The 12,326-nt window shown below is 41.8% G+C and carries 12 protein-coding genes; 7 read left to right on the top strand and 5 right to left on the bottom strand.

Annotation, left to right across the window (positions count from 1 at the left end; genetic code table 11):
- On the top strand, positions 1–627 hold a 627-nt coding region (locus C7Y69_RS21580), incomplete at its 5' end, for a hypothetical protein (protein WP_185864173.1).
- 278 nt (positions 628–905) lie between these two features.
- On the opposite strand, the gene C7Y69_RS12995 is transcribed toward C7Y69_RS21580, so the two are convergent.
- Both C7Y69_RS12995 and C7Y69_RS13000 read right to left on the bottom strand, forming a co-directional pair.
- A complete protein-coding gene (locus C7Y69_RS12995; RefSeq protein WP_013783573.1) occupies positions 906–1,391 on the bottom strand; it encodes a hypothetical protein in 486 nt (161 codons plus the stop codon).
- Positions 1,392–1,394: 3 nt separating this feature from the next.
- Complete coding sequence (locus C7Y69_RS13000; RefSeq protein WP_013783574.1) at positions 1,395–1,727, bottom strand: PadR family transcriptional regulator; 333 nt, start codon at positions 1,725–1,727, stop codon at positions 1,395–1,397.
- Positions 1,728–2,007: 280 nt separating this feature from the next.
- Here C7Y69_RS13000 and C7Y69_RS13005 point away from each other — a divergent pair, with 280 nt between their 5' ends.
- From C7Y69_RS13005 to C7Y69_RS21585, 3 genes are all read left to right on the top strand, one after another.
- Positions 2,008–2,952 carry a slipin family protein gene (locus C7Y69_RS13005; protein WP_013783575.1) on the top strand — a complete coding sequence of 315 codons (945 nt, stop codon included), beginning with the start codon at positions 2,008–2,010 and terminating at the stop codon, positions 2,950–2,952.
- Positions 2,953–2,954: 2 nt separating this feature from the next.
- The gene (locus C7Y69_RS13010; RefSeq protein ID WP_126873004.1) at positions 2,955–3,404 is read left to right on the top strand and encodes an NfeD family protein; all 450 of its coding nucleotides are present in this window, start codon (positions 2,955–2,957) and stop codon (positions 3,402–3,404) included.
- Between the two features lie 377 nt (positions 3,405–3,781).
- Positions 3,782–3,919: a hypothetical protein gene (locus tag C7Y69_RS21585; protein ID WP_013783578.1), complete on the top strand. Its 138-nt coding sequence runs from the start codon at positions 3,782–3,784 to the stop codon at positions 3,917–3,919.
- A gap of 220 nt (positions 3,920–4,139) precedes the next feature.
- Here the strand turns inward: C7Y69_RS21585 and C7Y69_RS13015 are convergent, their stop codons facing one another.
- From C7Y69_RS13015 to C7Y69_RS13025, 3 genes are all read right to left on the bottom strand, one after another.
- Positions 4,140–4,436 carry a hypothetical protein gene (locus C7Y69_RS13015; protein ID WP_013783580.1) on the bottom strand — a complete coding sequence of 99 codons (297 nt, stop codon included), beginning with the start codon at positions 4,434–4,436 and terminating at the stop codon, positions 4,140–4,142.
- 88 nt (positions 4,437–4,524) lie between these two features.
- On the bottom strand, positions 4,525–6,039 hold the full coding sequence (locus tag C7Y69_RS13020) for a hypothetical protein (RefSeq protein WP_260563510.1): 1,515 nt from the start codon (positions 6,037–6,039) through the stop codon (positions 4,525–4,527).
- Between the two features lie 85 nt (positions 6,040–6,124).
- Positions 6,125–8,059, bottom strand: coding sequence for a Cache 3/Cache 2 fusion domain-containing protein (locus C7Y69_RS13025; protein WP_013783582.1), 1,935 nt, complete (start codon positions 8,057–8,059; stop codon positions 6,125–6,127).
- A gap of 322 nt (positions 8,060–8,381) precedes the next feature.
- On the opposite strand from C7Y69_RS13025, the gene C7Y69_RS13030 reads away from it, so the two are divergent.
- From C7Y69_RS13030 to C7Y69_RS13040, 3 genes are all read left to right on the top strand, one after another.
- Positions 8,382–8,921 (top strand): hypothetical protein, encoded by a 540-nt coding sequence (locus C7Y69_RS13030; RefSeq protein ID WP_013783583.1) that lies wholly within the window; start codon positions 8,382–8,384, stop codon positions 8,919–8,921.
- A 3-nt stretch (positions 8,922–8,924) separates the two neighbouring features.
- A complete protein-coding gene (locus tag C7Y69_RS13035) occupies positions 8,925–10,916 on the top strand; it encodes an alpha/beta hydrolase family protein (RefSeq protein WP_126873005.1) in 1,992 nt (663 codons plus the stop codon).
- Positions 10,917–11,151: 235 nt separating this feature from the next.
- A complete protein-coding gene (locus C7Y69_RS13040) occupies positions 11,152–12,291 on the top strand; it encodes an FAD-dependent oxidoreductase (protein ID WP_126873006.1) in 1,140 nt (379 codons plus the stop codon).
- Positions 12,292–12,326 lie beyond the last annotated feature (35 nt).

Consider the following 12,326-nt stretch of genomic DNA (forward strand, 5'->3'; position numbering starts at 1 on the left):
GATTCACCGAAATACGCAAATGGACTGTTTGATGAACTAAGTTTTCACCAACAAAATGACTATTACAGCAGGCGCGAGATGCTGCCAGGGATCGAGAATACCTATCGAAATATAAGGTATTCACTTGAAGAGAATAAAGACTTTGGATTAGCAAATGATTTTTTCGTAGGGGAGATGGAAGCTAAGCGAAGGCAGCTAAAATGGTGGCGGCGTTGGTTACTGAGTGTACCTGCTGCATATAAAATTTTTAGCAACTATGGGACCAGCCCATTAAGAGTGTTTTTGTGGTTGTCACTTCTCACTTTTCTAAATGCTTATCACCTTTGGGATTATTCAATTTATGCTAATGAGTCACTAATTGAGATTAATACTTCAGAAGTGAATATAAGCTCATTTGACAGTTTTGAAACGCTAATGAATTCCATCAAGATCAACGTTGAAGGAATTAGAGGGGTACTAACATATTCGATACAGACTTTGACACTTCAAAAAGATAAGCTTGAAATTTTTGATAATTTACCGAAAAACTCCCCCGTTTATTTAATAAATACGCTATACGCAGTTATAGGCCCTATTATTATTGCCTTGTTTGCCGTATCAATCCGTACGCGGATAAAACGCAACTAATCGCAATATTTACAGCATTTAGAATGCGTGAAATATGAAAGTTTTTAACTTGGGGGACTGCACCCATTTGTGCACTAGCAGCATATTTTGGCACCCAAAACGTAGTACTATGTATCACTATATAGTGTCGCTCTGACGGGAGTACCACTATATATTGCTATGTAATGTGATCAGACTATTTTCAAATCCTCTCACACCGACCAATCTCTCCTATTTTTCAATGACTTACCCCACTCATTGATTGCTCATGAAATGAGCGCCCCATAATTGCCCCATAATTAAGACATTTTTCGTTCAACGAAGCGCTTTAAACAAGCCCATTCTTTTTTTGCTGAAGCCTTAGTACCATCAAGAGTCAGGAAACTGGCAAACCAACCTAGTGTTAAAATCATCAGTACAGCTCCATTCGTGTCTTTATCATCAACAACTAAAGCCATAGCAAGCATTACGCTGGCCCATATTATCGCGTGACCGAGCACTAATGGTGAATCTGACGAGGAATTACCTTCAATTTTATTTAATACTCGACATATTCTATGGATAACTTTGGCTCGGTCAGAAGACGTCTTCATTTCTGCTTCGGGGTAGCCTAATTCACTGGTCGCTTTTTCGAAAGCGAGCTGTTCATTGGTACCTGAATTTACATCTTGTTCGATAATGCAATATAAGTGGTCTTTCAATTCATCAATTTTATCTGCATCCCAAATGTTGTGAGAGACAACCTTATTACACCAATTTTCAACAGCGTTATCGAGATCAAACATACGTTATTCTCCTTTGAAAGACATAAGTAAAGTGTATAGCTGATGCCACTGCTCTTGCATCTTGAGTAATTCTTTGCGGCCTTCATCCTGCAAGGTGTAATACTTTCGCTTTCTACCCGTGTCGGCCTTACCCCAATAGGATTCAATGAAGTCGTTTTTCTCCATGCGATGTAAAATGGGGTATAGCATTCCATCAGCCCATTCAAGCAAACCGTTTGAATGCTCTTTTACCTGCTGAATAATTTCGTAACCATAACTGTCACCATTCTTCAAAATAGAGAGTATTAACGGCGTTGCCGAAGCCGCGACTAAGTCTTTTGCAATTATTGAAGCCATAGCGTCTCTTTGCATAGAAGTGTTATGTATAACTTACATAATACTTCTATGCATGGCAATGGTTATTTTTTGAGCGGGAGCTAAGCTGTTAAAACGCAGGAGAAAATAGTGGTGTTCAGTAAGTTTATATTTGATTACCCGCTATCGGTGGGTGTCCAATAATTACCGCGTTCACTAGTCAGTTGAAACGTTCCCTCAAAATTTAACTGCTTTTAGTGTTTACTTATTGTGATATAAACACTTATTGAAGCCATTGTATTAATCGTTCAGGAGTACGTAAATGGAATTAGACACCTTACTAGGATACGTTTTTTCGTATCAAATTATCTTACTTGTGCTAATTGTTATTACCCTTAAATCGTCAATAAAATTTGTACCTCAAAACCGTGCGTACATCATTGAGCGCTTTGGTAAATACAACACCACCTTGGAAGCCGGTCTTAACTTTATTGTTCCGTTTATTGATAAGGTTGCTGCAAATCGCTCTTTAAAAGAGCAGGCAGGCGACGTTCCAGAGCAATCTGCCATTACTAAAGACAACATCACGTTAAGCGTTGATGGTGTGTTGTATTTCAAAGTGGTAGACCCTTACAAAGCCACCTACGGTGTAGAAGATTATACGTTTGCGGTAACGCAGTTGGCGCAAACCACCATGCGCTCTGAACTTGGAAAAATGGAATTGGACAAAACCTTCGAAGAGCGAGACTTATTGAATACCAATATTGTGTCTGCGCTTAACGAAGCCGCTGCGCCATGGGGCGTTCAGGTATTGCGTTACGAGCTAAAAGATATTAACCCGCCGAATTCAGTGCTAGATGCGATGGAACAGCAAATGAAGGCGGAACGATTAAAACGCGCCCAGATTTTAGAATCTGAAGGTGATCGTCAAGCAGCCATTAACCGCGCCGAAGGTGATAAACAAGCCATCGTTCTTGCTGCTGAAGCCGATAGGGAAGAGCAAATACTAAAAGCCGACGGTGAAGCGCAAGCGATTATTCGTGTTGCTCAAGCAGATGCAGAAGCCATTGAAACGGTGGGTAAAGCGGCCGCAACCCAAGAAGGGCAAAAAGCGGTGCAGCTTGAGCTAGCGAAAGGCGCTATTCAAGCGAAAGAGAAAATTGCAAAAGAGTCTTCCATTGTATTGCTGCCTGATAGTGGAACAGAAATAGGTAATGTTGTGGCACAAGCAATGACGATTGCGAACACAATAGGTAAGAAGGCGTAGCCATGGACAGTATGTTTACCAACTTACCGCACTTTTTAATTGGCATAGGCTTATTATTGCTAATTATCGAAGTATTAATGGGTTTCACCACAATACTCCTGTTGACGTTGGGCATTGCAATGATGCTGGTGTCAGGTCTTATGTATATTGGAATACTCAATGAGGCATTGTTAGATGCGTTTATTGCCATCGCGATTATTGATGCAATCCTTACATTAGTGCTTTGGCGTCCATTGAAGCTACTTCAAAAAGATCGTGCTCCTAAAGAGGTAAAGTCAGACTGGATAGGAACACAGTTCGATTTAGAAAGTGACGTGGCTCCTGGGGCGCCCGGTACCGCGCGATTTTCTGGCGTGGTATGGACAGTTAAATCTTCATCGGCCATAAAAAAGGGCGCAACGGCAGAAGTGGTGAAAGTGGACGTAGGCGTTCTACACGTTCAGCCGGTGTAACTAACATAAAAAAGGGTCAGAGTTAATTCACCATTTCAAAGTACTCTGATCCTCTTATCATCTTTCCATTTTCCTCCTTCACGCTTTCCCTCCCGTCAAATACTGGCAGTGGGTGTCCACAAAGCCTCTCTCAAATTTTAACTCGATTTCCACATCTTTATTTCCGAGTTTGGTGTAAAATACGGTTATCACGCATGAGGTGTTGTTCTAGTTTATTTGTGCGAAGGCATCTGAGTATATCTAAGTATAAAGGGTGCGCTTATTTCTAATCTTGCCATCATTTTTGAACGGTGCAGGAAGTTGAACCGCTACACATCTATTCACGTTGAAAGCTAGAACCGCTGTAATATTGAACATACAAAATATGAGATTTATAAATGACGAAATTTGATGACAGAGTTAAAGAGATAATCACTAAACACCCTAACTTAACGCAAGAAGAAGCGATCAAGATTGTAACCGACAAGAACGAGCGCAAGAAAAAGAAAAGAGCGGAACGTTCTGACAAGAAATAGCCCGTTTAAAGCCTCGCTATAAAAGTGGGTGTCATAGCCGTAAAATATAAGACAATGTGTAGTTAAATTCCCACGCATCTTTAAGATTTTTGTCTAATTTGAATCTAAATAATAAAGCCCCAAACACATCTGTTAGGGGCTTTCTTTTAGCTATATAAGCGTAACACTAAAGCGGCTCGGAGAAGCTACTTACTTTTTGCATATTGCCGAGCCTATAGCGTTAACAATCTGCTGCTATGATAGATTCAAGTATGGTGATAATAACATCCGGAAGGGGTTCACCGATAATTTGTTCGGCAGCTAACGACACTTTGTAATTGGCATTTTGCCCCTGCATAACCAGGGCTGCATTTATATCGTCAGATAAATAGGGTTGTACAAGAGTTTGAATGTCTGACCAAGCGATATCTTTGCATTTCACTACAATCTTGTGTGATTGTCGCGCTTGCTTGGGGTCAAAAGCGTAGCTGTTTACTGAAAGTGCCGTCAGTATTAATGCAAATGCAACGTACTTCATTGCTGGTGCCTTACAAAGATAATTAGGGGCGTAATGAAAAGTTACACTATTGAAGCAAACAATAGCCAGTAATAATAACGTTTTTTGTTCAGTTTAAGGCAATCGTAAAAGGCGCTTTAAATTGGGGTTTTGGTTTTCCATCTGCATCCGTTTTCCTAATTAACCACGCTTGAACAGTCATGTTCACTTTGCCGTCTATTTTGTTAAAACCAATTGTCATCATGTGTTCATTCGTTCTGTCTCGCCAGTATGAAGAAAACCATCTGCCTTTCGTTGTGGTGAGCTGGTATGGCTCATCATAATAGTTAACGTTACTTTCTGGCCAATTCACATCCAGCTTGGCTTTCGGGTCGGGAAATTTCTCGGGGAAATAGCTTGGCTTAGATGAGGCAACAGAGTTCACGCCAGTAAGGTTCGATGTTGGTGATGCAACGACTTCAATAAGTTTAACGCCTTGTGTACCAATATCTACTGAGCATATACGGCCAAAGTGCACGTCGCCCGACAGTACAACAATGTCATGGCTGGCAGTAGCAAGGGCATTTAAAAGCGCGGTGTATTGTTTTTTAAAGCTTAGTAAGTTGCGTTCTAGCTTATTTTCTTGGGTGACTAAAACCTGCGGAATGACCAATACCCCAGGTGTGGTAAGTGTGGTTATCCATTCAATGAGCTCAGCAAATCCCGCTTTGTTGATAAACTGGGTTTTTGACCGTGAAGAGCGTAAATCGGCGATGCAAAAAGATAAATCGTTACCAATGGTGAAGGTTTCAATCAGCGCTTTCGTTTGCTGAATGCGCTTAACACCATCTTCAGATGCGCCTTTCCACGCGGCGCGAATTTTAGGAATTCTCAACATGTATAGGGTAGGTACTATGCCATCATAAAACGGGTAATCATTCCAATATTCGTGGTCGTCCGGTAGCATCCAGGTGCCGCCACGAGAAAGCATGCTTCCAAGTGCTTGCCAATGCTTGGCGTAGTCATCGGCAATTCTAAGTCTTACTTCGTTGGTTAGCGGGGAAAGAGAGTCAGCACCAATATCTAAGTAAACTTGGTCACCTACCATGAACTTTATGTCGGGTTTAAACACCTTGTCATTGTTTGCGTACAGCGTTTTGAAGGCTTGGGCAGTTTGGCCATAGTCTTTGTGCTCATAGAAGCAGCTGCTTAAAGAAACCGTAAAAGCGTTTATCTCGCTGGTGGGAAGTGCTAAAGGTAAGGTACTGAAATAAGCCGTTTTTAACAGAAGCCAATCGCCAGCGTAATCCAGAGCATCGCCTTCTAGTTGTTGAAAAAAAACCACTTTGTATTCTTGATTTGGCAGCAAGTTATCCAGCGTTAAAAGCACATAAAATCGCTTGCTGACGCGGCGAAAAGGGCGTTGCCATTGATCTAGCGTAATATCTACTCGGCTTATCTCGGTATTATTTATATATACAATTATACGGCTAAGCGCCGGTTTTCTTAAATAAGGGAATAAAGTGCCCGTCCAAATTTCAGCACTGTGTTCTGAAACCTTATGAGGCACTAAGCTCCAAACCGATGTGTCTGAAAGAAGATCGGGTATCTCGTTCTCAATACTGCTCCGATTGACTATTTCCATATAGCAGCCCGCGTGAGTTAGGGGTGAATTGACAGTAATGGGTTAGTGCAATCTAGTATTAATTCACCAGTTGCGTGTTTACTTTTTATACTTTGTAGTGACTAAGCGCTTTGTCTATTGATACTGCGGTGTCAGACGTAGTTTGTGCCGATTTCGATGTTTCTTCTACATAGCGTGCACTGTCTTGTGCAGACTCGCGTATGGTCTCAATATTTACACTCAGCTGTTCGGTTACCTGGCTTTGCTCTTCTGCCACACTTGCCATTTCAATATTCGTGTTGCGAATGCTATCAATTCTGTCGTTTAGATTCGTGATTTCGTTCGCGATACGTTCACACTGTGCTTCTACATCTTCTGATAATGTGGAGCATTCAGTAATTGAGGTATTAACTGAAACCACCGCATTTTGCACTTTAGAAATATTGCTCTGGATTTCTTTTATCGATTCTTGAGTTCTCACGGCCAGTTGTCTAACTTCGTCAGAGACCACCGCAAACCCCCGTCCATGTTCACCAGCCCTTGCCGACTCAATGGCCGCGTTTAGAGCCAGTAAGTTGGTTTGATCTGCAATGGCTTCAATAACAGAAAGTACACTGCCAATATTGCTAGAAAGTTGGGTAAGGTTGTCAGAATATTGAGCCGTTTCAACTAATGCAGCACGTTGTTCTTTCGCTAAATTTGATGTATTTACCACTAAGTCTCGGGTAGAGCCAGCAACCCCCGTTATTTCTACCGAAAGGGTCTCAGCGGTAGCAGCGCTTTGCGCAACAGACTGTGCAGTGGCGTTTAGCTCTGCAATAGCCGTAGCCACTTGTTCAGTTTCCATTACTTGTTTAGATACTGCTTGATTAGAGCGCCGGGAAATATCAGAAAGTTGTAAGCAACTCGACGAAATTTGCTGAGTGGATTTTCTCGTTTCACAGATGGTGGCCTGCAGTTTGTCTAACAGTTGGTTAAAGCTGTTACTGATATCATTAATTTCCTCTGTGTGGCCCGTTTCAAAACGTTGCGTTAAGTCGCCATCATCGCCAGTTAAATCGCTTATACGTCTGGTTAGTGTATTAAGTGGAGTTGAAACAGTACGGTTAATCAGCCACACCAAAATAGCAATCAGTAGGGCAGAGGCTACAAAAAGTGAAACCAATAAAATACCTAATCTAGACATAACGCGAGTGGCTACTTCATCTTTAGAGTAGCCAATTGATAGGCTATAGCGCCACGCTTCGAACGGATAAGACTGAATGTCCCAGCGTGCACTTTCATTAGCATTGGCGCTAATTTCATGTTCGCTAATATTGTCGCTGTGAGCGCGGACTCTGCCTTTATCATCTTTAAGTACCACATAACCTTTAGATAACACACTGGCATTATTAATGGCTTTAGTCAGGGTACTGATATCTGCGCTATAGCCTACATAGAGAATGCCAATCACCTCGTTAGCGTTAGTTATGATAGGGCGATATGCAGTAATGTATGGCTTACCTAATATATCAACCTGGCCAACAAAGGTTTGCTTATTGTTGATGGCTTTCATTGCCAAACCGCCTTTAGACAACAGCGTACCTGTTGCCCGCTGGCCATTAGGCTTTGTCACGTTGGTGGCTATTCTCTTATAGTCATCGCCTTCACGAACGAAAACGGTAGCAGTACCATTAACTTGCCTAGTGACTTCATCTACCAGCGCATTTGAATCATTGATCAGAGTGTCACCAAAATACAACGAGGGAGTGGAAGCTGAGTTTGTGACAATTCTTGGTTCTCCTAGGCGCTGTGTATTAGCGACCAAGACATTTAGTGCAGCATCCACTTGCTGCTTCATTAAACTGTCGGTGATATCTAGCAAGCCTAACAATTCGTGTTTTAACTCTTGCCGTTCTTCTATGGCTTGTTGCTCAATATCTGTATTGATTGAAAACCACAAATAGCTAGAGATAGCTAGCCCAGTTATAGCCACCATTAAACTGATCGATTGAATTAGAATTTTGCTAATAGTTTTTGGCTTTGTTGCAGGGGGTGTCATAACTGCCTCTTACATCTGAAATAACAATTTTAAAGCTGTGTTGTTCAACCTTGTTTTCTGAATACCTCATGGAGAGTTAGTAAGCTTGCAAGTGCGATTAAACTAACTCGTTAAGGTAATAATGTTGAACTTCTTTTAGCCCATACAGAAAATAGTGAATCAACCTTAAACGTCGTGCTTGATAGAGTATAGATGAAAGTATAGTGCCCACCCATGTTAGGAGCTAAAATTTAATATTGTTTAAAACGCCGTTGATAACCCTCCTTTGGTTGAGTAAAGTGTTTGGCAAAAATAACTAGAAAAAATCAAAGGAATGAACTGCATGAAAGCTGTTGTACTAGCAATATTTGCCTTATTTTCTGCTGAGGCATTTTCAGAAATAGAACCCCTTGGACCTGATGAAGGATACGTTGCCATAGCGCTGTATTCTAAAGGCTATTCGGAAAGCATTGTTTTAAAAGGCAATGGCTTTGGAAACAAGTTTACTTTCGGCCCGTTAAACTACTCCCAGCATATCGAAGTCATTAAAATGCCAGCAGGTACTTACTCATGGACAGAGGTATTTGAACGTACTGGTTCCTTAGAAAAAGATAATTTATTAAAAATCTATTACGATTTATCTGACGATAATTTAACCTTTTCCGTAAAACCCGGCGTGTTGAACTACACTGGCTTACTGATGATTGAAAAGCTGGGCCGTCAGCTTCAAGTAAGACAGCTAAACAGAGCATCAATTATCCTCAAAATTCTAGAGCAAGATCACCCAGGTTACATTGGCAAATTCGATGTAGTAAACGGTATTTATCCGAACGATCACTATATTGATTTTTACCTCACTCATGCATTAAAAGAGGGAGAGTAAAATATGTCACGTTTTAAAATTATACTTTTAGTCATACTTTCAAGCTTAGTGTTCATTAGCTCATCTGTTCAAGGCGAAGAAAAAGAGGCTAAGAATGAAAATATAAGCGACTTTTTCAAAGCATCTAAGTACAAGTTATTTTCAATAAACCCTTCAGGCACAGCGGTCGCATTTATAGAGCCCAAAGCAGCCACGTACGATCTTGTTGTTTATGATCTGAAACGGGGCACTATGGACGACCCGATAACGTTCGAGCGTCAGCAGCTTCAAGTTCAACATAAAAACAAGATAATGAGTTGGGAAACTCACTATAATAAAATTTATGAGCTTAAGTGGCTCTCAGATAGCTTTCTTTCGCTTAAGCAACATTCTAATGGCCGTTTTCACCGCTATGTTCTTGTTGAGTTCGCAGACAGAAGCCAGCAACCGAATCCAGCTTTTAGGCTTTCATATCTTTCCCAGAATGGTTATTGGGTTGATACACTGCCTAATCAAGAACATAAGGCTATTTTTGCCCGTTACGAACATTCTGATGATTACGATTATTACATCGACTTATTTAAGCTCGATCTTACTGAAAAGATTTCTGAGTCAAATTTTCGTAGAAAACTACGACTTAATAAAACGGGGCCGAAACTCCATAATTGGGTATTTGACAGTAAAGGTTGGCGATTGGCTGGTACACGAACTGTTGATGAAGCCACTGAGCTGTTTGCAAGAACAGGAAGCAAGCCTAGGAAATACCGTTACAAGTCTGTGTGGGAAAGTAAAAAAGGTGATGTTCTAAAAGTTGTTGGTGGTAATGCGGAAAAGCTGCTTTTGCTCACCAATCACAATAGCGACAAAATCAATTTACGTACCTTTGATATTGAAACTCAACAATTTTCTGAGGTTGTTTTTGAGCACCCACTTTACGATTTAACTGCTGCCATTAGACACCCTGAAACGAAAGATATCATCGGTGTGTCTTTTATTGAAAAAGGCATGGCGAAACAGGTTTATTTCTCTGACGACTACAGCGCGCTAACCACTAGGCTCAGTAAATCAACGGAAATCGAAGGGGTTTATGCAGTAGATATGGATAAGTCGGGGAACAATATTATTTTCGTGGCTGATGACAGCGCGAACCCAGGCCAAACTTACTATTACAATCGAACTACTGACAGTTTCAGTCACCTTATTGATTTGTATCCTTGGCTTTCCAATAAGTCGCTTAGTAAAACAAAGCTACTGCGCTTAGAAGCGGAAGATGGGGTAACGCTAGAAGCGTTCCTAACCCTGCCAAGTACCAAAAATCCTCCCTTGGTGGTTATTCCTCATGGCGGCCCTATAGGCGTGAGTGACTCGCGTCATTATTCGGGCAATATACAAGTCTTAGTTGATGCAGGCTTTGCCACACTGCAAGTTAATTACAGAGGCTCGGCAGGTTATGGAAAGGCCTTTAAGCAACAGGGGCTTCAGCAATGGGGGCGCCTTATTGAAGATGATATTGAGCAAGCTCTCGCTTACACCAAAGAAAATTACGATGTAAACCCAAACCAGGTCTGTATTGTAGGGGGCAGCTATGGCGGCTACTCAGCCTTGTACAGTGTTATTCGTTCCCCGCAGCTTTATAAGTGTGCAGCGTCTTTTGCTGGGGTCACCGATCTTGCTTTACGGTTCCAACGAAGCGATGCCCAACGGGATGACATGATGCGAGCACTGACAGAGATAATGGGCGACCCTAAAACTCAGCAAGATGAGTTATTTAAATACTCACCTTTATATCAATTTAAAGGTATTACAAAGCCTGTTTTTATTGCCCATGGAACTGATGACAATATTGTCGATATTGAGCATTCTTATCGTCTGCATTTTGCATTAAAAGACCACGGTATAAAACACAAGTGGATGGTGATGGACAATGTGGGCCACGGCTTTTCAGATCCTGATGATGCAGGGGTGTATTACAATGCACTCATTGAGTTTCTAAATTCGCAACTTAACGAAGAATAAACTTTACTTAACCATTAATTTTTACTCCAGTTTTAGCACGGGTTATCGTTATCAAGATAACCCGTGTTCTCCAGCGATTTCACTTTATCCTTTTCGATTTCATCTTTTCCCATTTTAAATCAATGCCCTTGGCAAGTGTTTTGCTTTCTTCCATTTTGCTTAACAAAATAAACCCAGTGTCTTGCAGTGAAGCCTGAAAAAAACAAAACAGAACAAAACAAATCGAGGAATGGGCATGGTGAACAATAAACTAAAACGCCGAGCGTTTATGCAAGGTATTGGCGCAGGTACGATAGCTGCATCACTTGCCGGGTGTGCTACATCATCAAATAAAACCCCAACAAACCGCGTGTTTCAGCGCCCGTTTTCTCGAAAGCCTATGGTAGCCCCGAAAATCTCCGCCAATAACATTGTGACTGAAATTGTGGGGCATCGCCCTTACAGGCCCGAAGGTTTTGTAGTGAAAAGCGAAGCATTTGGGAATAAAACATTAGTGCACAATTACGGGCATGGGGGCGGTGGTATTTCCCTATCTTGGGGCTCTTCGGCACTGGCAGTGAATGAAGTTGCTAATGTTGAAACCAAAGAAGCGGCTATTATCGGTAGCGGGGTCATGGGGTTAACCACCGCGCGCTTACTACAAGAAGCGGGCTGGAAGGTGACTTTGTATACTAAAGCTATGCCTCGCTTTACCACCTCGCAAGTGGCAGGTGGAGAATGGGGCCCATACAGTGTGCACGACCCATTAATATCTAGCAGCGTGTTTAAAACCCAATTGCAGCAAGCAGCAAAAATAGCACACAGCACCTTTGCGAAGATGGTGGGGAAGGATTACGGCATTCAATGGAAAGAGCTATATACCGCCGGAAATAAAAAGCCAGAAAGTGAAGGGGGTTTTAGACAATATTACCCTTACACAAAGGTGTATGGCCCAGAGCAGCACCCATTTCCAACCGATTACTGCACATCATCAGCCACCATGTTGGTGGAAACCACCACATTTTTAAGGCGCTTAGTGACTGATATTCGATTATCGGGCGGTGAATTTGTGATACACGAATTTACCAGCCAAGACGATATTCACTCATTAGCTGAGCCCATTGTTTTCAACTGCACTGGTTTAGGCTCAAGAGCATTGTTTAACGATGAAGGTATTATGCCAGCCAAAGGCCAGTTGGTATTGTTACCACCAGACCCTGCGGTTGATTACCTCACGGTCGGTGGCGGTTCAGACGTTTTATACATGTTCTCTAGAAACGACTATATGATATTAGGTGGAACCTTTAAACTAAACGATTGGACTACCGAGCCCGATCCTATCGAGACGGCAAGGATCATCAGCGAAAGCCAAGCTTTCTTCTCTTCTATTACTTAACAAGAATCGCTAGCAAGCACGCGAGACTTGATTTC

Origin of the sequence: Alteromonas sp. KS69 (assembly GCF_003989595.1) — a bacterium.
Taxonomy (GTDB): Bacteria; Pseudomonadota; Gammaproteobacteria; order Enterobacterales; family Alteromonadaceae; genus Alteromonas; species Alteromonas naphthalenivorans.